We start from the raw sequence: 21385 nt of genomic DNA, 5'->3' as shown, positions 1-21385 counted from the left end.
ATACAGGCGAAAACGGAGCACGGAGAACCCGTGCTCTTTTTTGATCATGGATGATCAACTCAGCGTTTGCCAGTTCATGCTATAATAGGGACAAGTTTGGGTATCGGAGGATGTCATGGCACGGTATACACCTATGATCGAACAATATCTCTCGATCAAGCGGCAGGCGGGGGACGCGTTGCTGTTTTTCCGGTTGGGAGATTTTTACGAAATGTTTTTTGACGATGCGGTGACCGCCGCCAAGGAACTGGAGATTACGTTGACCGGCCGGGACGGCGGAGCCGACGAGCGGATTCCGATGTGTGGTGTCCCTTATCATTCGGCCGAATCTTACATCCAGCGGTTGATTGAAAAAGGGTACAAAGTAGCGATTTGCGAACAGGTGGAAGATCCGAGCCAAGCGAAAGGGATCGTCCGGCGGGAGATCGTGCGGGTGGTGACGCCAGGAACGATCATGGACGGCAAATCGGTGCAGGAAAAAAGCAACAATTACATAGCCGCGGCCGTACAGACGGGGGAGCGCACCGGCCTGGCGTTTTGCGATGTGACGACCGGCGAATTTTTTGTTTGCGAATCGGCGGATGGGTCGTTCTGGGACGATCTCCAACAGTTTCAGCCGGCGGAAATATTGCTGCCTGCCGGAGAAGGGCACGCAGCGCTGGCGGAACAAATCCGCGAACGGTTCGGCTGCGCCATCACAGGCGGCGAGCCCGGCTCCCAATCCGAATCGCGGGCGGCGTCACGATTGTTGGAGCATTTTCAACTGAGATCGCTGGAATCGATCGGGCTGGCCGACGCCACGGCAGCGGTGATGGCGGCCGGTATGCTGCTCGCTTATTTGGAAAGCACGCAAAAACGCAGCCTGCATCATCTCAAAAAGCCGCTCTTGTTAACCCGTGATTCGCATCTGGTGATCGACGCTTTTTCCCGCCGCAATCTGGAACTGACGGAAACGATCCGCGAGAAAAACAGATACGGATCGCTGCTGTGGCTGTTGGACAAGACAGTGACCGCGATGGGCGGGCGGCTGCTGAAAAAATGGGTGGAGCGTCCATTGGCCGTCCGCGCCGACATCGAGCTGCGGCTGCAAGCGGTGGAAGAATTGGTGGAAGAACTGCTGCTGCGGGAAGATTTGCGGCAGATGCTGCAAGAGGTATATGATTTGGAGCGCTTGATGGGCCGTGTCGCGTACGGCTCGGCGAACGGCCGCGATCTGCTGGCGATCGCGTCGTCCTTGGCGGTGTTGCCGGAGTTACGCCGCCGGCTGCTGCAGTGCGAGAGTCCGCTATTGCAGGAGATCGGGCGGCAAATCGAAGAGATGCATGCGATCGTCGACCTCATCGGGCGTGCGATCGTCGAAGAACCGCCGGTCGGGATTCGCGACGGCGGGCTGATTCGGGACGGGTTTGACGAGCATCTGGACCGGCTGAAACAGGCGAGCCGCGAAGGCAAACGGTGGATCGCCCAACTGGAACAAGCGGAACGGGAGAAGACCGGCATCAAATCACTGAAGGTCGGGTTCAACAAGGTGTTCGGGTATTACCTGGAAGTGACGAAGGCGAATGTGCATCTGGTGCCCGATTACTACGAACGAAAGCAGACGCTGGCGAACGGCGAACGCTATATCACGCCCGAATTGAAGGAAAAAGAATCGCTCATTCTGGAAGCGGAAGACAAGATGATCGACCTCGAATACGAGTTGTTCGTGCAGGTGCGCGATCAGGTGGCAGCTGTGCTGCCGAACATCCAACGGGCGGCGGAAAAGATCGCGCAGGTGGATGTGCTGCAATCGCTAGCAACCGTTGCCGTGGAACGAAGATATACAAAGCCGCTGATTACCGATTCAGACAGGCTGCGGATTGAAGAGGGCCGCCACCCGGTTGTGGAAGCGGTGCTGAAACACGAATCATTTGTGCCGAACGACACGCTGCTCGATTGCGGCGATCATCAGATCGCCCTGATCACCGGTCCGAACATGGCGGGTAAGAGCACCTATATGCGGCAGGTGGCGCTGATCGTCATCATGGCGCAAATGGGGTCATTCGTTCCGGCCAAAAAGGCGGAAATCGGCATTGTCGACCGGGTGTTTACGCGGATCGGCGCAGCGGATGACTTGGCGGCCGGGCAAAGCACGTTTATGGTGGAGATGGTGGAACTCGCCAACATCCTGCACCACGCAACCCGCCGTAGCCTGATCATTTTGGACGAAATCGGGCGTGGGACGAGCACGTTTGACGGGATTTCGATCGCCCAGGCGGTCATCGAATTTTTGCATCAGTCGCCGAAAATCGGGGCGAAAACCTTATTTGCCACTCACTATCACGAACTGACAGAACTGGCCGACCGTTTGCCAGGCGTCACCAATTATTCCACACACGTGCAGGAAAAAGGCGATTCGATCGTCTTTCTGCGCAAGATCATTCCGCAGCCGGCCGACCGCAGTTACGGAATCCAGGTGGCAAAATTGGCCGGTCTGCCGGAGCCGGTGTTGCAGCGGGCGAAAGAAATTTTGCATGTGCTGGAAAATCTGCCGTCCGGAAAACGGGAAGCTTCAGCGGCGCTGACGACTCCTGGCGCTGGAGCCGCTGATACCGCCGGTGATGTGGAGGCCCGTGAGTCTGCTCCTGCCGCGGAAGTCGCTGATACCGCCGGTGCTGCGTCTGCAGCCGAGTCTGCAACGGCCGGGGGCTCCTCTGCAACAGCTGGGGTGACTGCTGCCTCTTTCGCAACGCGCGGTTCGTCTCGGACGGAGAGCGCACAATTGTCTCTGTTCGACCTCAACACGCATCCGGTGGTGGACGAGTTACGCTCGCTCAACTTGCTGAATATGACGCCGATCGAAGCACTGACGACTTTGTACCGGCTGCAGCAGATGGTTGTGAAGGGATGATGAAAAGTGGCGAAAATCCGCGTGATGGACGACCAGCTCGCGAATAAGATTGCGGCCGGCGAAGTGGTGGAACGGCCCGCCTCGGTGGTCAAGGAATTGGTGGAAAACGCGCTCGATGCAGGCGCCACCGAGATCGATGTGGAACTGCAGCAAGGCGGACTGGAACTGATCCGCGTCACCGACAACGGATCCGGCATCGATCCGGACGATGTACCGCTTGCCTTCGAGCGGCACGCCACCTCCAAAATCCGGGAAGACAAAGACTTGTTCCGGATCAGCACGCTCGGCTTTCGCGGTGAGGCGCTGCCATCGATCGCTGCGGTCGCCCGCGTCGAACTGAAAACGCGAACGGAGAACGATACGGCGGGTACGTTTTTGCGAATCGAAGGCGGACGCCTGCAAGAAACGGGCGTGACCGCCGCCAGGAAAGGCACGGAACTGATTGTGCGCGACCTGTTTTTTAACACGCCGGCTCGGCTCAAATACCTGAAATCGATTCAAACGGAACTGGGGCATGCGACCGATTATATAGAGAAAATCGCATTGGCCCGCCCGGACGTCGCGTTCCGCCTGGCCCACAACGGCCGCCAACTGGTGCAAACAAGTGGCGACGGCAAGCTGATTCACGCCGTGGCAGCGATCTATGGCCGGGACATCGTGAAGCAAATGATGGAGGTCGACTGGAAAAATTACGATTACCGAATTACCGGACTGACCGGATATCCCGAGTTGAACCGGGCGAATCGGAACCATTGCGCGTTTTTTGTCAACGGCCGCTATATCAAAAGCTACCAGTTGTTTAACGCGGTGCAAGCTGCGTACCATACCCGCTTGCCGATCAACCGCTATCCCGTATGCGTGCTGCATCTCGAACTGGATCCGTCGCTGGTCGATGTGAACGTCCATCCGACCAAACTGGAAGTGCGGTTCTCGGAGGAGAAGGACGTTTTTTCCTGCATGCAGCAGGCTGTCGAGAGCGCCCTGCAAAGAGTTGCTTGTATACCCAAGGCGCTGCCAAGCAGACAACCCGGGGAAAAATCGGAACAGCCGGCATTCAGGTTTGATCACCCGATTCGGGTGCAATACGAGGCGCAAGCCGGGACTGCCCGGCCGGGGCCAACCGGGTTTGCCGGGCAACTTCGCGAACCGAATGAGCCAACCGCGGACGGAGAACAACCGGAGAAGATCCGGGAAACCGGCCATTCCGCCAAACTTCCCGATCGGCTTGAGGAAACCGGACTGCCCGGAAAACTGTCCCATCAGCAGCAAACCGGTTCTGCTGCGGAAAACATGCCGGAACGGGACGTCAGGCCAGCCGGCCGTAACAACAATCGTGCTTCATTGGAAGCGGCGATCGATCTGTACCGGGCTGAGCCGCAACCGCCTGCCAGGAAAGTTCCCCGCTTTCGGCCGATTGCGCAGGCGCTTGGCATGTATGTGATCGCCGAAAGTGAGGAAGGACTCTATATAATTGACCAGCACGCGGCGCACGAGAAAGTCCTGTATGAAAAGTTTCGCAACCGGCTGCGGGAGAAAGCAATCCGCCCGTTGCCGCTTTTGGTTCCGCTGACACTCAACCTGTCGCCTTCGGAAGCTGCAAAGCTGGAAACACAGCTGCCTTTGCTGGCTGAATATCTGATCGAAATCGAACCGTTCGGCGGCGGCTCGTTCCTGATCCGGTCGGTGCCGGATATCTGGGGAGGGCTCGATACAGGGCGGCTGACGCAGGAGGTGATCGACGAATTTTTGGCGGAGCGGCAGGTGAAAGATCCTCGTTCGCTGATCGAGGACAAACTGATCACAAAAGCCTGCAAGTCGGCGATCAAAGCCAATCAGTGGCTGTCGATGCCGGAAATGGTCGCCTTGTGCGAGCAGCTTTCCGAACTGGAAAATCCGTTCACCTGCCCGCACGGCCGTCCGATCATCATCCACATGACCAGGCACGATCTGGAGAAACAGTTTAAGCGAGTGATGTAGCATGGATGATTCTCTTGTCGTTACAACCGTGCCCAACCCGTCCGAAGCGCAAGTCCGGCAAGCGATGCGACTGGCTCAGGAACTGCATGTCCGCTATGTGCCGCGGAAGACGACGGTTCGCAAAATGAGGCGGCAACTGCGGGTCGACCAAATCCTCGTTGCGGGGGAGCGTTTGACCTTGTTCGTCGAGGATCAGGAAGTGTTTTTTCACCCTTCGATGGCGTTGGTTCGTGTCAAACGCATGCTGGCCGGAGATACGGATGTACTGATCGAAAAAAGCGGTCTGCAGCGGGGCGACAGTGTGTTGGATTGCACGCTCGGCATGGGTGCGGATGCGATCGTCTTCGCACATGCCGCCGGCCCGCACGGAAAAGTGGTGGGGATCGAACGGAGCCCCGTTTTGGCTGTGCTGGTACGCGAAGGACTGTGCACATGGAAATCGGACGTGCCGGAGTTCGATCAGGCGATGCGGCGTGTACAGGTACGGACGGGCGATCATCTCGATTCCATGCGGGCGCTGCCGGACCAGTCGGTCGATGTGGTGTATTTTGACCCGATGTTTCGGGTGACCGTTGCAGATGCTCACAGTTTTCAGCCGGTGCGGCTGTTGTCGGTGCCCGATCCGCTGTCGCCGGAAGCGGTACAGGAAGCGAAACGGATCGCCCGAAAATCGGTCGTTCTCAAAGAACGGCCGTCCAGCGGCGAATTTGAACGGTTGGGATTTCCGCAGCCGCTGCGCCGCTCCCGTTCGTTTACCTACTCGGTCATCCGGTTGCGGGAGGAGGAATCGCAGTGAGGCAACAAAACGGCCTGGTCATGATTGTCGGACCGACGGCGGTCGGAAAAACCAAGTTGGGGGTCGAACTGGCGGCTGCTTTTCAAGGGGAGGTCATCTCCGCCGACTCGATGCAGATCTATCGCGGGATGGACATCGGCACCGCGAAGATCACGCCGGAAGAAATGAAAGGGGTGCCGCATTGGGGGATCGATATCGTCGACCCCGACACGCCGTTTTCCGTTGCCAACTATCGGAAACTGGCCGAACAGTGGTTGGAGGACATCTGGCGGCGGGGGCGCCTGCCGTTTTTGGTGGGCGGCACCGGCTTGTACATTCGGGCGCTCACGGAGGAATACCATTTTGTGGAGTTTGCAGGCGATCCTGAATTTCGCAAGGAGTTGGAGGAAGCCGCCCGTGTCAATGGACAAGAATTTTTGCACGAGCGGCTGCGAAAAGTCGATCCGGTCACGGCCGGACGGCTGCATCCGAATGACCTGCGGCGCATCATTCGTGCGCTGGAAATCTACGAGTACACAGGCAAGCGAATGTCCAATGTGCCGCCGAGTAAAGGCGCCACCCGCTTTCCGACATTAAAAATCGGCCTGACCATGCAGGATCGCCAGTTGCTGTACGAACGGATCAACCGCCGGGTCGACCAAATGCTGGCAAAAGGGCTTGTGGATGAGGTACAATGGTTATTGGCGAATGGTATCCACAGCAAGTTGAATTCCATGCAGGCGATCGGGTATAAAGAGATTATCGACTATCTGGAAGGCCGCATTCCGCTGGCGGAAGCGGTCGAGCAGATCAAACGGGGATCCAGGCGTTACGCCAAGCGGCAGCTGTCCTGGTTCAGGCGGGATCCGAACATCCGCTGGTTTGCAGTCGACCGGATCGCTTGGAACGAACTGTACGGCGCCTGTTACCGTCTCGTGCAGGAATTTCAGCATCAACTCGCGAATAGAGTTGAAATAAAAGAGGATGGGGGTAGCACATCGTGACCAAAACGCAAATCAATATCCAGGACACATTTCTTAACCAGATTCGCAAGGAGAATATCCCGGTCATTATCTATCTGGTGAACGGGTTTCAGATACGCGGAGTGGTGAAGGCGTTTGACAATTTTACGGTGATTGTCGAGGTGGACGGCAAGCAGCAGTTGGTTTACAAACACGCGATCTCGACCTTTACCCCCATGCGCAATGTGAATTATAACCTGGAGGCATAAGGGGTTGAGCACCGGCCGCCGGCCGGTGTTTTTGTTTCGAATAGCGGCGGCGGGAAATGCAAAACATATGCACAGTTTGACAGGAGGAGGCGTCCGGCATGGTGCGAAACAAAGAGAAGAATTTTCCCGGCCCCCGCAAGATTGAGGAACCGAAAGCAAAATCGGAATTGGCAGCGCTACGGCCAGATGGCACGATCGCCCCGCAACCGCGCGACCGGATGCGGGAATCCGGCAAAGAATCGTAGAAAATACAGGCTTCGGTGGTTGATTGTTTTTATCAAATCAATTATACTTTCTACCATAAAGATTCGAAGGAGTGAAATGTTGTCATGGCAAAAACCTGGGTGGATAGAGATACCTGCATTGCATGCGGCGCTTGCTATTCCACATGCCCGGACGTGTACGATTCGGACGATGAAGGTTACGCGTTTGTGAAATTGCCGGGCGGCAAAGACGGATTTGTGGAAGTGCCGGAAGAATTCCTGCAAGATGCGATGGATGCACGGGACGGCTGTCCGACCGAATCGGTCAAGTGGGAAGACTGATCCCGCATCTTTACGATACGATTCTCAAATAAGGCCCTGTGGGGGATGATCCCCACGGGGCTTTATTTTTAGATCATGGACGATCAACTCGGCGCTGCGACGCGCACGGATGCGCTAGTCTTTTTTTCGGGCGTTCACCTATTGCGGCCGATTTGCGTATGATGAAGCAATCTCGGCAAGCGAGGTGACAGAGATTGAACAGGAGCGGTCGGCGTCCGCCCGCGTATCGGGATCTCGATGAGATTCTCGATCAATTCCGATCGGGGCAGTTGGCACTGAATGACGCACTTCGACGCCTTCATCTGCAGGAAAAACCGGTGATGCCGCGAGAACTGGGCCGCTCGAATCCTTCAGAAGACACCGCGCGATTCCAAGCCACCTTGCGAGAGTTGGAAAGCATGATCGGCTTGGGACAGGTGAAGGCGCTGGTCAAGGAAATCTACGCGCTGATCCAGATCCAAGAGCGGCGGCAGGCGATGAAACTGGCGACCGAACCGGTCGTGCTCCATATGATTTTCAAGGGCAATCCGGGCACCGGCAAGACGACCGTGGCAAGGATTCTGGCCCGGCTTTTAAAAGATCTCGGTTTTTTGTCGAAAGGGCATCTGATCGAAGTGGAGCGGGCCGATCTGGTAGGCGAATATATCGGTCATACGGCCCAGAAAACGCGGGAGCAAGTGAAAAAGGCGCTCGGTGGCGTCTTGTTCATCGACGAAGCATACAGCCTGGCCCGCGGCGGCGAGAAAGATTTCGGCAAGGAAGCGATCGACACGCTGGTCAAGGCGATGGAGGATCACAAGAACGATTTTGTGCTGATTCTCGCCGGCTATGAATACGAGATGGAACTATTTTTGCGGACCAACCCGGGGTTGCCGTCGCGCTTTCCGATCACCGTCACATTTGACGATTACGAAGAGACAGAGCTTGTGCAAATCGCCAAACAGATGTTGCGAAAGCGGGAATACCGCCTTTCTCCGGAAGCGGAACAAAAACTGCGCTCCTATCTGAGGATGGCGTGGATGCAGGAACGACGCAATTTTTCCAACGCGCGGCTGGTCCGAAATCTGATCGAACGGGCGATCCGGCAGCAGGCGGTCCGTTTGTTGGACGTCAAGCAGGCAACGCGGGATGATCTGATGTTGATCCTTCCGGAAGATCTTGCATGGGAGGAGGGAGTCGGCACATGAGAAATTGTTTGGTGGTGGGCCGGCCGAACGTGGGTAAGACGATGTTCTGCGTCAATTTTGCGGAATTTCTGGGGCTGCAGCGGCTGGAAGTGTATTATCAACTGCCGGACGGCACGATCCGTCAGCGAAAATACGATCTGTCAGCCGCCCGCCATGAACTGTCCGGCCTGGGCCAGCACAAGACGCGTTCGCTGCAATCGATTCAACTGGATTTGCCGGGAGGGAAAGGGGCTCGCAAATTTAAACTGACCGATTCGACCGGCCTGACGGACGGAATTCACCCGGACACGGGATTGCGTGAAGCGATGGCGCAAACGTTGGCCGAACTGCAGGCGACCGATTGCATTCTGCATATGGTCGACCTTGGAGAGGTGGCGAGAGCGGGAGGCGTTCGCGCGATGGGGGAGCTGGACCTGCAGATCGCCGAATTGGGAAGTTACAAGGACGGCTATGCGATGCTCGCCAACAAGATCGACCTGCCGGACGCCCCCAAGGGGCTCGCGCTGCTGCGGGAAGAACTCAAGGAGGCGCGGATCATCCCGATCTCCGCCTTGTACCGGCAGGGGTTTCGCGAGGTGAAAGAATATGTTTGGCGAATGGTATAGCTGGTCGGTGACCTTGTTCGGTATCGTGTTAACCGGGATCGCCATCAAATGTATGGACGATCTGCTGGATGCGGAATATGACCAGTGCGTGGGCCGGTTGACGATCGCCGGCAAGCTCGGCAAGGCGATCCTGCCCTATGCGCTTCTGTTGTTGGGGATCGGTGTGTTTGTGGCGAAAGAGATTTCTTTGAGCCTCTTTTTGGCCAGTTATGCGATCGGGATGGGATACGATCTGCTCGAACGGATGCCCACCCGGCTGCCGGGGTGGGCGGAAGGTCTGATCGCCTTTGGGTTGGGGCTGTTACTGGCCGGGCCCGTGATGATGGTATGGAGCCTGCTGATCATGGTGACCATTCAATTGCTCGATGACTTGGTTGACATCTACAAGGATACCCAAAGCGGCCAGCGGAACGCGGCAAAGCGGATCGGGGTGGTCGAAACGACGTTGCTGACCCTGATTTGTTTGCTCGCCGCCGTTCTCGTCAGGCCGGAGGAATCGGTGCTCGTGTTGCTGGCCACCCCGATTGTTCATATGATCCTCGAACTGCTGGGGGGAGATTGAATGATCGCCGTTCTCTGGATGCTGGTGCTGCTGCTTGTCTGTCTGTTCATCGGCTACACGGTTGGCAGACGGCAAGGTATGCGGTGGGGACGCAAGCTGGGGGAAGCCGAAACTTGCATCCGTCTGCGGCAGGAGAGTCTGTCGGCGGGCCGTTGCAAGATTTGCGACCAAACGTACGAGTAAGGGCACTGCTTGATGAGTGCTCTTCTTTTGCGGAGTATGCTACAATGGTGCGAGGACCGGAGGTAGATCTCGATGTACCAGACGAATTCAGACAGGGAAAAAGCGGTTCTGGCCAGTTTGCCGCCGGATTCGCAAGCGGATCGCCGTATCCAAAAGGAACTGCGGGCGGTGCGGCTGCACCGGCAAGTGCAACGTGTAAAGTGTACAAGCAGGAATTTTGCCCGGACGGGATGTATCTGGAGGTTGACGCAAAGCCAGAGTGGCAGGCGCGTCTGGCGAAATACAAAACTGAGTAACTGATCAGGCAAGAAGGAGCGGTATCGTGATCGAACGTTTCATCCAGGACAAGCAGTTTGCCCGCATGGCGGAAGCGATTCAGGCACAAATCGGACCGGCGATTCGGCAGATCGAATCGACCGTATTGTTCAACCAGGCGAAAGTGCTCGCCGCTTTTCAGGAGGCGCAGGTGAGCGATTACCATTTTGCATCGTCGACCGGATACGGGTACAACGACAGCGGCCGGGAAATCATCGAACGGGTGTATGCGAACGTATTCCGCGCGGAAGCGGCTCTTGTGCGGCCGCATATCGCGTCCGGCACGCACGCGCTGGCGCTGGCGCTGTTCGGTGTGTTGCGCCCCGGGGACGAGCTTCTCTACATCACAGGATCGCCGTATGACACGCTGGAAGAAGTCATCGGCATTCGCGGTCGGCAGGGGGATGGCTCGCTGCGTGATTTTGGAGTCGGTTTCGACACGGTTCCCCTGCTCGACAACGGGGTCGATTGGCAGGAAATCCGCCGCCGCATCAAACCCGAAACGAAAATGATCGGCATTCAAAGATCCTCCGGATACGCTTGGCGGCGATCGTTTTCTATCGAGGAAATCGGACAAATGGTGCGGTTTGTAAAAGAAATCAAGCCGGATGTGGTTGTCCTGGTGGACAACTGTTATGGGGAGTTTGCCGAGACGAAGGAGCCGACCGAGGCGGGAGCCGATCTTGTCGCAGGGTCGCTCATCAAAAATCCAGGCGGCGGACTGGCGCATACGGGCGGTTATTTGGTCGGTCGAGCGGAGCTTGTACACAAAGCGGCGTGCCGTTTGACGGCGCCGGGAATCGGAGCTGAGCAGGGGGCGATGCTTGGGACGAACCGGAATATTTTGCAGGGCTTCTTCCTAGCTCCGCACATTGTCGGTGAAGCGTTGAAAGGGGCGGTGTACGCAGCCGCCTTTTTCGAACGGGTAGGGCTGGAAACCTCCCCGCGCTGGAACGATGCACGGACCGACATTATTCAGGCGGTCAAGTTGGGGAGCAGAGAGCGGCTGATCGCTTTTTGCCAGGCGGTCCAGGCGGCCTCCCCGGTGGATTCGCACGTCAAGCCGGAGCCCTGGGCGATGCCGGGCTACGGGGAACCGGTGATCATGGCGGCGGGTACGTTTGTGCAAGGATCGTCGATCGAACTTTCGGCTGACGGGCCAGTCCGCGAACCATACATCGGGTTCATGCAAGGTGGCTTGACGTATGAACACGTGCAGCTTGCCGTCCTGACGGTCTTGCAGACATTGCGGATGCGAAAGCTGATCTAATTTTTTATGTAACTTTTTCTGACACACGTTGACAACTTTTCTCTTGTTAAATATAATGACATTATCAAACCATTACACCGTTTGCTGATAACAGGGAGGAACCGGGGAATGGATCAAGCAGTCATCAAGAAACTTGTACAAGAGAATGGAGTAGAATTTATCATACTCCAGTTTGTCGACGTGTTGGGCAATTTCAAGCATCTTGAACTTCCGATCTCACAGTTGGATAAGGTTTTGGAAGGGGACATCATGTTTGACGGATCCTCCATCTTGGGATTCGCCTCGATTGAAAATTCGGATATGTACCTGAAACCGGACCTGTCCACATTTGCGGTATTGCCATGGTCTGGCGGAAAAGAGGCGCGGGTGATTTGCGACGTCTATACCGGCGATCATCAACCGTTTGCCGGCGATCCTCGCGCGTGTCTGAAGCGGGCGCTTGAAAAAGCGAAAGTGCTTGGTTTTGAAGGATTGAATGTTGGACCGGAACCGGAATTTTTCCTGTTCCCGCTTGATGAAAATGGCGAGCCCGTTTTCACGCCGCACGACGGCATCGGCTATTTTGACGCTGGTGCAAAAGACAGGGGCCAAAAAGTTCGGCAAGATATCACGCGCGCTCTGCATGCGCTCGGATATGAAGTGGAAGCGTTGCACCATGAGGTGGCGACCGGCCAACATGAGGTGGATTTCAAATATGGGGATGCACTGCTGACGGCTGACCGAATTGTAACCTTCAAATGGGTGGTTAAAGAGATTGCTGCGCAACATGGTTTCTACGCTTCGTTCATGCCGAAGCCGATCGCGCGCATCAACGGTTCTGGAATGCATGTGCACCAGTCCCTTTTTACGGCGAATGGCAATGCGTTCTACGATGCAAATGATGCGCTCGGTTTGTCTGCCACCGCCCGCCATTACATCGCGGGCATTCTGGCTCACGCAAAGGCGTTTGCAGCCGTTACCAACCCGACTGTCAACTCGTACAAGCGGTTGGTGCCCGGTTATGAAGCGCCGTGCTACGTCGCCTGGTCCTGCTCGAACCGCTCGGCCCTGATCCGAATCCCGGCTGCTCGCAAAGCGGCCACCCGGATTGAGGTCCGTTGCCCGGATCCGATGGCGAATCCGTATTTGGCGATTGCGCTCATGCTTGTTTCCGGTCTCGACGGAATCGAGAAGAAATTGGAACTGGTACCGGAAGTCAAAGAAAATATTTACCATATGTCGGAAAGCGTTCGTGCCGAATATGGCATCGAGGCGCTCCCTGCCGATTTGAACGAAGCGCTCAGCAACCTCGCCCAGGACGAGGTGCTGAAGGAAACGCTGGGTGATCACCTGTTCGAAGCCTACACCTCGCTCAAACAGGCGGAATGGGATGAATATCGCTTGGAAGTCCATCCTTGGGAACTGAAACAGTACAAGTAAGAGTATAAAATCCCTGACGTTGATTGTCAGGGATTTTATTTATTTCTGTAATGTACAATCACATGATTTGACAACGCTTATCGGGCTGGAATATAATAGTTATAAGATTCGATGCAAAGGGAGGGTGTGTGATGAATGACGAGATTCGCCGTAACATGGCCCTTTTTCCGATCGGTATCGTTCAGAAGTTGACGGATCTGACTCCCCGCCAGATTCGTTATTATGAACAGCATAAATTAATTCAGCCTGCAAGGACGGAAGGCAACCAGCGTTTGTTTTCGTTCAACGATGTGGAACGTTTGCTCGAGATCAAGAAACTTCTCGATCAAGGGCTGAACATGGCTGGAATCAAAAAAGTGCTGGGTGACCGTACCGTTCCGACCGAATTGCCAAAGACAACAGAAGCGCAGGAACAGGCGCAAAAGGTCAAAGACCTCTCCGAAAAGGAACTGCACGACCTGTTGAAAAAAGAACTGATCTTGTACGGTCGTCCCGGAATGAGCGGATCCTTGATCCAAGGCGAACTGTCCCGCTTTTTCCATTGATGCCTAGTCCGGTTTTTTTCGGCGGCATTCCATGCCGCCAATACATATTTGGGGAGGAAGATTGATGAATCGCCATTACACCAAAGAAGACATTTTGCGCATGGCCAAGGAAGAAAACGTTCGTTACATTCGACTGCAGTTTACCGACCTGCTCGGTATCATTAAGAACGTGGAAGTGCCCGTTTCGCAGTTGGAAAAAGCGCTCGACAACAAACTGATGTTTGACGGATAGTCGATCGAAGGATTTGTGCGGATTGAAGAATCCGACATGTATCTGTACCCGGATCTTGACACCTGGCTGATTTTCCCGTGGGAAACGGAACACGGCAAAGTCGCCCGCCTGATCTGCGACATCTACATGCCGGACGGCACGCCGTTTGAAGGGGATCCACGCGGAATTCTGAAAAAAGTGTTGAAGGAAGCCAACGACATGGGCTTCACCGCGATGAACGTCGGTCCGGAGCCGGAATTCTTCCTGTTCAAACTTGACGAGCACGGCAACCCGACGATGGAAGTGAACGACAAGGGCGGATACTTCGACCTCGCGCCGCTCGATCTCGGCGAAAACTGCCGCCGCGAAATCGTCCTGACGCTTGAGTCGATGGGCTTTGAGATCGAAGCTTCCCACCACGAAGTAGCGATCGGCCAGCATGAAATCGACTTCAAATATGCGGATGCGGTAACGGCAGCCGACAACATCATGACCTTCAAGTTGGTGGTCAAGACGATCGCCCGCAAATACGGGCTGCACGCGACCTTCATGCCGAAGCCGATTTTTGGCATCAACGGATCCGGCATGCACTGCCACCAATCCCTGTTCAAAGGCAAGGAGAACGCGTTCTACGATGAGAGCGACGAACTCGGCCTGTCGAAAACTGCAAAGCATTATCTGGCGGGCATTCTGGCGCACGCTCGCGCGTTTGCGGCGGTTACCAACCCGACCGTCAACTCTTACAAGCGGTTGGTGCCTGGCTATGAAGCTCCGTGCTATGTAGCTTGGTCTGCGAAGAACCGTTCGCCGCTCGTTCGGATTCCGGCTTCCCGCGGATTGTCCACCCGGATCGAACTGCGGAATCCAGACCCGTCCTGCAACCCGTATCTGGCGCTTGCTGTGATGCTGAAAGCGGGTCTGGATGGCATCAAGAACGAACTGCCGTTGCCGGAACCGGTCAACCGCAACATCTACGTGATGAACGAAGCGGAAAGGGAGAAGGCGGGCATCCGCTCGCTGCCCGCGTCGTTGAAGGAAGCGCTCGACGAACTGCTGGCTGATGAAGTGATCAGCTCCGCGCTGGGCGAGCATGCGCTGACCCACTTCGTCGAGGCAAAACTGATCGAATGGGATATGTTCCGCACCGCAGTCCATCAGTGGGAACGCGATCAATATCTGGCCACCTACTAATTTGGAAGAATGAAGGCCATCGGACGCCGCACCGGCGGACCGATGGCCTTCATTCTTTGTAGATCACGTTATGTGACGGAACACACCGATCACTTTCCCCAGAATTGTCACATTTTTGTAACGGAGCGGTTCCATCGCGGAATTTTCCGGTTGCAGCCGGATATGATCCGCCTCTCTGTAAAACCGTTTGACCGTCGCTTCATCATCTTCTGTCATCGCCACGACGATGTCCCCGTTATTCGCTGTCTGCTGCTTGCGGACGATGACCAGGTCTCCGTCATGAATCCCCGCTTCAATCATCGAATCTCCTTGCACCGTCAGCAAAAAAACGTCCGCATCCCCAACGAGGTGGGCCGGCAGCGGGAAATAGTCCTCCACGTTTTCAATCGCGGTGATCGGACTGCCGGCTGTCACCTTTCCGACGATCGGCGCCATGACAGTTGAAATCTCCGGCGTGTCCGCGGCGACGTCTCCATCCAAAATCTCGATCGCGCGGGGTTTCACCGGATCCCGTCGGATCAGCCCTTTTTGCTCAAGGCGGGCGAGATGGCCGTGAACTGTCGAACTGGAAGCGAGACCCACAGCGTCGCCGATCTCCCGTACGGACGGGGGATAGCCCTTTTTCCGCACCTCTTCTTTAATGAACTCAAGGATTTGTTGTTGACGTTTCGACAACTTCATAAATCGATTCTCTCTCCTAACTGTACTAGAAATAGAAACGAATCATAGAGTTCTTATATATGGATTATAGCATGCGGTGGAAAAAAATACAAACATAAGTTCGGTCATCCGCTTGACAAGAACAGACGTTCGGTGTAGGATAAAAGATGATAAGGAACAAATGTTCGGGAGAGGGGATCAGATTTATGAACACAAAGCAAAACCGATTGTTTTTGAAAAGCGTCAAAGGTGCAGCAGCCATCTGCTTGGCGATTCTATTTGTGGCGCTGGGATTCAATCTGATATGGTGCGGCCAGGCATTCGGAAGCAACGAGGAAACGGTCGTGGTCGTTCAGCCTGGCGATACGCTGTGGTCGATCGCGAAGGAGAATTGTCCGGGCAAAAACATCCAGGAGGCGATTTACCAGATTCAGAAAACGAACGGATTAAAGGGGGCCAACTTGCAGATTGGCACTGTGTTGAAGATTCCTGCTTTCTGATAAACGCACAAAATAAAACTGGTACAGAAGCGAAAAAGAGGCGCGTTTAACGCCTCTTTCGCTACCACACCCGCCATGCGAACAGCGCGATTTGCAGCAGAACCAGCATCAGTTTCAGGAAGGTTCCGAGCAAAAATCCGATCAACGTGGCGACTCCCGCCAAAACAAATATCGCTCCGGGCAATATCGGATACAGGGTGAACCCGATCCCTAGCGTAAACAGGATCACCGGTAAATCAGCGACATGTTGATTCCCCCATTTTGCTGCCAATCTGGCAATCGCTGTATCATGAATGTACCATACATCAAACAGAACGGCCATCGTTCGTTTCGAATACCCCGGCCGGCACGGTATGTTGGGGGAAAACAACGAGTGACTGCAGATTGAAACATCGCCGCTTTTCCGTTAGAGTGCAAGATAGAGGTGATTTCATATGTCAGTTGAAGAACATCGCAGGGAAGCGCCGAAAACGGTCAAGTGCATGGTGATTACCGTCAGCGATACACGCACGGAAGAAACGGACAAAAGCGGGCAGCTGATGATACAGTTGCTGCGGGAACACGGATACGAGGTGACCGATTACCGAATCGTGAAAGACGAGTATCAGGTAATTCAGTCTGTGGTTCAACAAGCGGCCGCTTCGCCGGATGTGGAAGCGATTCTGCTGAACGGGGGCACCGGCATTACCGACCGGGACACTACATACGAGGCGGTCGAATCGCTGTTGGACAAGACGATGCCCGGATTTGGCGAGATTTTTCGCTATTTGAGCTTTGCGGAAGATATCGGGCCGGCCGCCATTCTCAGCCGGGCGATCGCCGGTATCTGCAAAGGGAAAGCCGTTTTTTCGATGCCCGGTTCGACCGGCGCAGTGAAGCTGGCGATGACCCGTATCATCCTTCCGGAACTGGCGCATGTGATGCGCGAAATCTATAAGGATAAAAAATGAACTACTAGAAAAAGAGTGTTTCAACAAATTCACCATTGGAACGGACATGCTGGGTTGACTGCCACCTGCAGCAGCTTGCAGGAGACGGTCGAGTGGCGCCAGATTTACGCTGAATACAAGGAAAGCGTCGAATTCAAAAAGATCCTTTCGTTTCTCCCGATTTTCGGTGCCGCTGTCAGCGGCTGGGCCAACTATTCGCTGCTGGATGAACTCGGCCGGACAGCAAAAAACGCGTATCGGATGCGTCTGCTGCAGGAAAAAGACCGGTAGCGGCGCTCTACCGGTCTTTGCAACACAGTCTGTTTAGCAAGTCTTCAACCAGCGTATGTTTCGCAGGTCTTTTGCAACAGAGTTCGTTTCGCAGTAGAAGGAACGTAGATTCGGCAGGGTGGCACTGGCCGCGCGAGGCGGGTGGGCCCCAGGATGCCGGCGGTTGGCTCATCTGTCTGAATGACCGCCCGCTGGGGTGCTACGAAACGCTTGTTGGCGATTCGTGCGAAGCCGCCCTGCGCTTTTGTTCTTCTTCCTGCAACGCGCGTTTCAACACCTTTCCAACCATCGTTTTCGGCAGTTCCTTGCGGAATTCGTAGAGGCGGGGAACCTTGTAAGCGGCCAGCCGTTGCCGGCAAAATGCATCCAGTTCCGCTTCCGTAACGGTTTGTCCGTGTTTCAACACGATATACGCCTTCACCGTTTCGCCACGGTATGGATCCGGAACCCCGATCACGGCCGCTTCCTGGACGGCCGGGTGTTCAAACAGAACCTCTTCCACTTCTCGCGGGTAAATGTTGTAGCCGCCTGCAATGATCAAATTTTTCTTGCGGTCCACAATATAAAAATATCCTTCATCATCGGTGATCGCGATGTCACCCGTCAGCAGCCATCCATCTTTCAGCACCTCAGCCGTTTCGGCCGGCCGATTCCAGTAACCCTGCATCACCTGCGGCCCTTTGACCAGCAGTTCGCCCGGTTTTCCCGGTTCCACTTCCTGCAGGGTGTCAGGATCCACGATCTTCGCCTGGGTGTCCGGCCAGGGAAGCCCGATCGAACCGTTTTTGCGTTTCCCCCAGATCGGATTGCAGTGGGTGACGGGGGACGCTTCGGTCAGCCCGTATCCTTCCACCAGCTTGCCGCCGGTCAACGATTCGAACCGTTCCTGCACTTCCAATGGCAGTGGGGCGGAACCGCTGATGCATGCTTCAATCGAGGAGAGGTCGTATTTTTCGATATCCGCATGGTTCAGCAGCGCGATGTACATGGTGGGAGCACCCGGGAACAGGGTCGGCCTCTCTTTTTCGATCGTCTCCAGTACATCCACCGGTTGAAAGCGCGGCAACAAGATCATCTTGGCCGCCAGCGAAATCGCGAGATTCATGCCGATCGTCATACCGTACACGTGAAAAAACGGCAGGACACACAGCACGGTTTCTTGCCCCGGCTTGCATTTCCAGATCCAGCGCATCGCCTGTTGCGTGTTGGCTACGAGATTTTCGTGGGTAAGCATCACCCCTTTTGATACACCGGTCGTACCGCCCGTGTATTGCAACAGGGCGAGATCTTTTTTCGGATCGATTTCCGCCTGCACCGGTTTTGCAGCAGCACTTTTCAGCAAGCGCGGAAACGACAGCGTCCGTTCATCGTAGCGGATCTCGACAGCCTGTCTGTCTTTGCGAGCTTTCAGAGGATACAGATAATTCTTTGGGAACGGGAGATAATCCTTGATCGATGTGACGATTACCTTCTCAACCGATGTGCCTTGTATCGCACTCGCCACTTTTGGGAACACCAGGTCAAGACAAACGAGAATCCGGGCGCCGGAATCGGATGCCTGGTGGTGAATTTCCCGTTCCGTATACATCGGATTGAATTGGACAACGACAGCCCCCGTGAACAGGGCGCCGTAATAGGCAATCACGCTTTGCGGGCAGTTCGGCAAGATGATACCGACGCGATCCCCTTTTTGGACGCCGAGTGACAGCAATCCATTGGCAAACCGGTATGCATGCTCCAGCAGTTGTTCATACGAAAGCGCTTTCCCCATAAACGAAACGGCTGTTTGCTTTGGGTATGCCCTGGCGGCCTGCTGCAAGAAAGCGGACAGCGGCTGTTGCGGATAATCCAACGTCAGAGGAACTTCTTTCGGGTATTGATTCGCCCATGGTGTATCGAACAATACAGACACCTTCTTTCAATCTCACTCAACTAATTTCATCCTACCATGATCCGACCGGTCGGTCAAATTGTAATTGATGCGCGATTCTTCCGAACGATGCGGCAGGACATGCGAGAATTTTGCGGATAAGGAAATTTCGCCTGTGTTGGCAGGATTTTCGTCGGATTTGCAGAATATATGTGTATCCTCAAATTAGAAAGGGTGTTTGGGTTGAACAAAACCGACCTCATTACAGCAGTTGCTGAAAAAGCTTCTCTGAAAAAAGCGGACGCGGAAAAAGCGGTCAACGCGATTCTTGATTCGATCAGCGAAGCGTTGAAAAAAGGAGAAAAAGTGCAGTTGATCGGATTCGGCACGTTTGAAACCCGCGAACGGTCCGCTCGCACCGGTCGCAATCCGCAAACGGGCGAGGAAATCACAATTCCTGCCGCAAAAGTGCCAGCTTTCAAACCGGGCGCCGGATTGAAAGAACTGGTGAAGTAAGTTCTTTCCACCGCAGCTTTACATATTCAGTACCACGCACTTCTCTTGTGGAAGTGCGTTTTTATTTTTGAGACATATTGATAGATGGCGGGACATAAAGAATACATAATATTTTTACGGTAAAGTTAATGGCGGATGGTGGCCCAAGATACGATTCGCCAACAATATCACCCACCTGTGTGAGCCATTCACCGGCTTTCGTATGATTCCGCTGTTGCCATCCAAATTATTTTGCACTATTATATAATCATATAGTTATATTATCATGGAGTGATCAATGATGGAATTTGAACAATTGGCCGATGCTTTCAAAGCGCTCGGAGATCCCACCCGGTTACAGATCATCGCATTGCTCAACGTCCGGGAATGTTGCGTGTGCGAACTCGTTCCGCTGTTCGGGATCTCACAACCGGCTGTCTCCAAACATCTAAGCCGCTTGAAAACATCCGGGCTAGTCAAGGAAACAAGGAGAGGACAGTGGGTGTTCTACTCATTGAACCGGGAAGCGCTGCGCCAACTGGGCGATGTGTTGCACAATCTGCCCGACATGTCGGCGAAATTCAAGGAATTGGAAGAGCAGGGCCTTCTGGTCACTTGCGACTGAAAACCGAAACAGATGGCACAAGGAGTGATGGCAAAGGATGACACAAACGCATGTAAGAGTCGCGAAGAAATTATCTTTTTTGGACCGTTATCTGACCCTATGGATTTTTGCCGCGATGGTCACCGGAATCGGATTGGGGGGTTGGTTCCCGCATCTCGTCACCCTGCTCAATCAATTTCAGGTGGGGACGACCTCCATTCCCATCGCGATCGGCTTGATCCTGATGATGTATCCGCCGCTGGCAAAAGTCCGGTATGAAGAAATGGGGCGAGTCTTCAAAAACCCCAAAATCCTCGGTCTCTCCCTCCTTCAGAACTGGGTGATCGGCCCTGTTTTCATGTTTGTGTTGGCGGTTTTGTTCTTGCAAGGGGAACCGGAATACATGGCGGGGTTGATCATGATCGGGCTAGCGCGTTGCATCGCGATGGTGATCGTCTGGAACGATCTGTCGAAGGGAGACGCCGAATACGCGGCGGGCCTGGTGGCTTTCAATTCGGTTTTCCAGGTTTTGTTCTATTCGGTGTACACTTCGGTCTTTGTGACGATCTTGCCGGAATGGCTGGGCTTGCAGGGAATGATTGTCGACATCGCCCTCTCCGAAGTGGCAAAGAGTGTCTTTTTATACTTGGGAATTCCGTTTCTGGCAGGTTTCATCACCCGCTATTCGCTCGTGAAGCGCAAGGGGCGCATTTGGTACGAGACTGTCTTTATTCCGAAGATCAGCCCGCTGACGTTGATCTCCCTGCTTTTTACCATCGTGGTGATGTTTTCGCTGAAAGGGGACATGATCGTTCGTTTGCCGTTGGATGCGCTGCGCATCGCGATACCGCTTCTCATCTACTTTGTGGTGATGTTTTGGGTGTCATTTTTCATGGGGAAAAAGGCGGGCGCGAATTATCCCGTGACAACAACTCTCGCATTTACAGCGGCGAGCAACAATTTTGAATTGGCGATCGCCGTTGCGGTCGGGGTGTTTGGCATCCATTCGGGAGCCGCTTTTGCGGCTGTCATCGGTCCGCTGGTGGAAGTGCCGGTCATGATCGGCCTGGTTCATGTCGCATTGTGGCTGCAACGGCGATATTTCCGATCCTCGTTTGCGAATTCCTGAA

General features: G+C 54.7%; 24 protein-coding genes and 1 pseudogene. 22 read left to right on the top strand and 3 right to left on the bottom strand.

Annotated elements, in window-relative coordinates:
- The first annotated feature begins 115 nt into the window (after positions 1–115).
- The 16 genes and pseudogenes from mutS (at position 116) to glnA (C230_RS20910) (ending at position 14906) form a co-directional block, all read left to right on the top strand.
- Positions 116–2890 (top strand): DNA mismatch repair protein MutS, encoded by a 2775-nt coding sequence (gene mutS, locus C230_RS0117550; protein WP_026174405.1) that lies wholly within the window; start codon positions 116–118, stop codon positions 2888–2890.
- Positions 2891–2896: 6 nt separating this feature from the next.
- The gene (gene mutL, locus C230_RS0117545) at positions 2897–4867 is read left to right on the top strand and encodes a DNA mismatch repair endonuclease MutL (protein ID WP_018133360.1); all 1971 of its coding nucleotides are present in this window, start codon (positions 2897–2899) and stop codon (positions 4865–4867) included.
- 1 nt (position 4868) lies between these two features.
- Complete coding sequence (locus C230_RS0117540) at positions 4869–5663, top strand: class I SAM-dependent methyltransferase (protein WP_018133359.1); 795 nt, start codon at positions 4869–4871, stop codon at positions 5661–5663.
- Positions 5660–6646, top strand: coding sequence for a tRNA (adenosine(37)-N6)-dimethylallyltransferase MiaA (miaA, locus tag C230_RS20915; protein ID WP_018133358.1), 987 nt, complete (start codon positions 5660–5662; stop codon positions 6644–6646). Before C230_RS0117540 ends, miaA begins: the two co-directional genes overlap by 4 nt.
- The gene (gene hfq / locus C230_RS0117530; RefSeq protein WP_018133357.1) at positions 6643–6873 is read left to right on the top strand and encodes an RNA chaperone Hfq; all 231 of its coding nucleotides are present in this window, start codon (positions 6643–6645) and stop codon (positions 6871–6873) included. Before miaA ends, hfq begins: the two co-directional genes overlap by 4 nt.
- A gap of 98 nt (positions 6874–6971) precedes the next feature.
- A complete protein-coding gene (gene sspK, locus C230_RS22115; RefSeq protein ID WP_018133356.1) occupies positions 6972–7118 on the top strand; it encodes a small acid-soluble spore protein K in 147 nt (48 codons plus the stop codon).
- 84 nt (positions 7119–7202) lie between these two features.
- The gene (locus tag C230_RS0117520; RefSeq protein ID WP_018133355.1) at positions 7203–7418 is read left to right on the top strand and encodes a ferredoxin; all 216 of its coding nucleotides are present in this window, start codon (positions 7203–7205) and stop codon (positions 7416–7418) included.
- Positions 7419–7612: 194 nt separating this feature from the next.
- Complete coding sequence (gene spoVK, locus C230_RS0117515; protein ID WP_018133354.1) at positions 7613–8605, top strand: stage V sporulation protein K; 993 nt, start codon at positions 7613–7615, stop codon at positions 8603–8605.
- A complete protein-coding gene (locus C230_RS0117510) occupies positions 8602–9210 on the top strand; it encodes a GTPase (RefSeq protein WP_018133353.1) in 609 nt (202 codons plus the stop codon). The genes spoVK and C230_RS0117510 overlap by 4 nt, the downstream gene beginning before the upstream one ends.
- Positions 9191–9772, top strand: a complete 582-nt coding sequence (locus C230_RS0117505; RefSeq protein WP_018133352.1) for a hypothetical protein — start codon at positions 9191–9193, stop codon at positions 9770–9772. The genes C230_RS0117510 and C230_RS0117505 overlap by 20 nt, the downstream gene beginning before the upstream one ends.
- A complete protein-coding gene (locus C230_RS0117500; RefSeq protein ID WP_018133351.1) occupies positions 9773–9955 on the top strand; it encodes a hypothetical protein in 183 nt (60 codons plus the stop codon). It abuts the gene before it with no gap.
- Positions 9956–9999: 44 nt separating this feature from the next.
- Positions 10000–10251, top strand: a complete 252-nt coding sequence (locus C230_RS0117495; protein WP_018133350.1) for a hypothetical protein — start codon at positions 10000–10002, stop codon at positions 10249–10251.
- Positions 10252–10280: 29 nt separating this feature from the next.
- On the top strand, positions 10281–11540 hold the full coding sequence (locus C230_RS0117490; protein WP_026174403.1) for a methionine gamma-lyase family protein: 1260 nt from the start codon (positions 10281–10283) through the stop codon (positions 11538–11540).
- A 108-nt stretch (positions 11541–11648) separates the two neighbouring features.
- On the top strand, positions 11649–12959 hold the full coding sequence (glnA, locus tag C230_RS0117485; RefSeq protein ID WP_018133348.1) for a type I glutamate--ammonia ligase: 1311 nt from the start codon (positions 11649–11651) through the stop codon (positions 12957–12959).
- 131 nt (positions 12960–13090) lie between these two features.
- Positions 13091–13504 carry a MerR family transcriptional regulator gene (locus C230_RS0117480; RefSeq protein WP_018133347.1) on the top strand — a complete coding sequence of 138 codons (414 nt, stop codon included), beginning with the start codon at positions 13091–13093 and terminating at the stop codon, positions 13502–13504.
- A 64-nt stretch (positions 13505–13568) separates the two neighbouring features.
- Positions 13569–14906, top strand: a pseudogene (gene glnA, locus C230_RS20910) (type I glutamate--ammonia ligase).
- A 63-nt stretch (positions 14907–14969) separates the two neighbouring features.
- On the opposite strand, the gene lexA reads toward glnA (C230_RS20910), so the two are convergent.
- The gene (lexA, locus tag C230_RS0117470) at positions 14970–15587 is read right to left on the bottom strand and encodes a transcriptional repressor LexA (protein WP_018133344.1); all 618 of its coding nucleotides are present in this window, start codon (positions 15585–15587) and stop codon (positions 14970–14972) included.
- Between the two features lie 185 nt (positions 15588–15772).
- Between lexA and C230_RS20905 the strand changes: the two genes are divergently transcribed.
- The gene (locus C230_RS20905; protein WP_018133343.1) at positions 15773–16066 is read left to right on the top strand and encodes a LysM peptidoglycan-binding domain-containing protein; all 294 of its coding nucleotides are present in this window, start codon (positions 15773–15775) and stop codon (positions 16064–16066) included.
- A gap of 61 nt (positions 16067–16127) precedes the next feature.
- Here the strand turns inward: C230_RS20905 and C230_RS0117460 are convergent, their stop codons facing one another.
- Positions 16128–16388 (bottom strand): hypothetical protein, encoded by a 261-nt coding sequence (locus C230_RS0117460; RefSeq protein WP_018133342.1) that lies wholly within the window; start codon positions 16386–16388, stop codon positions 16128–16130.
- Between the two features lie 112 nt (positions 16389–16500).
- Here C230_RS0117460 and C230_RS0117455 point away from each other — a divergent pair, with 112 nt between their 5' ends.
- The gene (locus tag C230_RS0117455; protein WP_018133341.1) at positions 16501–17016 is read left to right on the top strand and encodes a MogA/MoaB family molybdenum cofactor biosynthesis protein; all 516 of its coding nucleotides are present in this window, start codon (positions 16501–16503) and stop codon (positions 17014–17016) included.
- Between the two features lie 15 nt (positions 17017–17031).
- The gene (locus tag C230_RS0117450; protein ID WP_018133340.1) at positions 17032–17286 is read left to right on the top strand and encodes an EcsC family protein; all 255 of its coding nucleotides are present in this window, start codon (positions 17032–17034) and stop codon (positions 17284–17286) included.
- A gap of 199 nt (positions 17287–17485) precedes the next feature.
- Here the strand turns inward: C230_RS0117450 and C230_RS0117445 are convergent, their stop codons facing one another.
- Positions 17486–19189 (bottom strand): long-chain-fatty-acid--CoA ligase, encoded by a 1704-nt coding sequence (locus tag C230_RS0117445; RefSeq protein WP_018133339.1) that lies wholly within the window; start codon positions 19187–19189, stop codon positions 17486–17488.
- A 210-nt stretch (positions 19190–19399) separates the two neighbouring features.
- Between C230_RS0117445 and C230_RS0117440 the strand changes: the two genes are divergently transcribed.
- The 3 genes from C230_RS0117440 (at position 19400) to arsB (ending at position 21384) form a co-directional block, all read left to right on the top strand.
- Entirely contained in the window at positions 19400–19672 is a 273-nt protein-coding gene (locus tag C230_RS0117440; protein ID WP_018133338.1) for an HU family DNA-binding protein, read from the top strand.
- A gap of 280 nt (positions 19673–19952) precedes the next feature.
- Positions 19953–20276 (top strand): ArsR/SmtB family transcription factor, encoded by a 324-nt coding sequence (locus C230_RS0117435; protein WP_018133337.1) that lies wholly within the window; start codon positions 19953–19955, stop codon positions 20274–20276.
- A gap of 37 nt (positions 20277–20313) precedes the next feature.
- Positions 20314–21384, top strand: a complete 1071-nt coding sequence (gene arsB / locus C230_RS0117430) for an ACR3 family arsenite efflux transporter (RefSeq protein ID WP_018133336.1) — start codon at positions 20314–20316, stop codon at positions 21382–21384.
- The last annotated feature ends 1 nt before the right edge of the window (position 21385 follow it).

Origin of the sequence: Effusibacillus pohliae DSM 22757 (genome assembly GCF_000376225.1) — a bacterium.
GTDB lineage: Bacteria > Bacillota > Bacilli > Tumebacillales > Effusibacillaceae > Effusibacillus > Effusibacillus pohliae.
Note: the sequence above shows the minus strand (reverse complement) of the source record. Positions and strands in the feature narration are given on the sequence as shown.

What these genes read in the sequence shown, in the direction of transcription:
- glnA (WP_018133348.1), top strand. Translation starts at nt 11,649, where the DNA reads ATGGATCAAGCAGTCATCAAGAAACTTGTACAAGAGAATGGAGTAGAA.
- mutS (WP_026174405.1), top strand. Translation starts at nt 116, where the DNA reads ATGGCACGGTATACACCTATGATCGAACAATATCTCTCGATCAAGCGG.
- C230_RS0117520 (WP_018133355.1), top strand. Translation starts at nt 7,203, where the DNA reads ATGGCAAAAACCTGGGTGGATAGAGATACCTGCATTGCATGCGGCGCT.
- C230_RS0117510 (WP_018133353.1), top strand. Translation starts at nt 8,602, where the DNA reads ATGAGAAATTGTTTGGTGGTGGGCCGGCCGAACGTGGGTAAGACGATG.
- C230_RS20905 (WP_018133343.1), top strand. Translation starts at nt 15,773, where the DNA reads ATGAACACAAAGCAAAACCGATTGTTTTTGAAAAGCGTCAAAGGTGCA.
- C230_RS0117495 (WP_018133350.1), top strand. Translation starts at nt 10,000, where the DNA reads ATGGTGCGAGGACCGGAGGTAGATCTCGATGTACCAGACGAATTCAGA.
- C230_RS0117460 (WP_018133342.1), bottom strand. Translation starts at nt 16,388, where the DNA reads ATGGCCGTTCTGTTTGATGTATGGTACATTCATGATACAGCGATTGCC.
- C230_RS0117540 (WP_018133359.1), top strand. Translation starts at nt 4,869, where the DNA reads ATGGATGATTCTCTTGTCGTTACAACCGTGCCCAACCCGTCCGAAGCG.
- sspK (WP_018133356.1), top strand. Translation starts at nt 6,972, where the DNA reads ATGGTGCGAAACAAAGAGAAGAATTTTCCCGGCCCCCGCAAGATTGAG.
- C230_RS0117480 (WP_018133347.1), top strand. Translation starts at nt 13,091, where the DNA reads ATGAATGACGAGATTCGCCGTAACATGGCCCTTTTTCCGATCGGTATC.
- C230_RS0117455 (WP_018133341.1), top strand. Translation starts at nt 16,501, where the DNA reads ATGTCAGTTGAAGAACATCGCAGGGAAGCGCCGAAAACGGTCAAGTGC.
- C230_RS0117435 (WP_018133337.1), top strand. Translation starts at nt 19,953, where the DNA reads ATGGAATTTGAACAATTGGCCGATGCTTTCAAAGCGCTCGGAGATCCC.
- lexA (WP_018133344.1), bottom strand. Translation starts at nt 15,587, where the DNA reads ATGAAGTTGTCGAAACGTCAACAACAAATCCTTGAGTTCATTAAAGAA.
- arsB (WP_018133336.1), top strand. Translation starts at nt 20,314, where the DNA reads ATGACACAAACGCATGTAAGAGTCGCGAAGAAATTATCTTTTTTGGAC.
- C230_RS0117505 (WP_018133352.1), top strand. Translation starts at nt 9,191, where the DNA reads ATGTTTGGCGAATGGTATAGCTGGTCGGTGACCTTGTTCGGTATCGTG.
- C230_RS0117500 (WP_018133351.1), top strand. Translation starts at nt 9,773, where the DNA reads ATGATCGCCGTTCTCTGGATGCTGGTGCTGCTGCTTGTCTGTCTGTTC.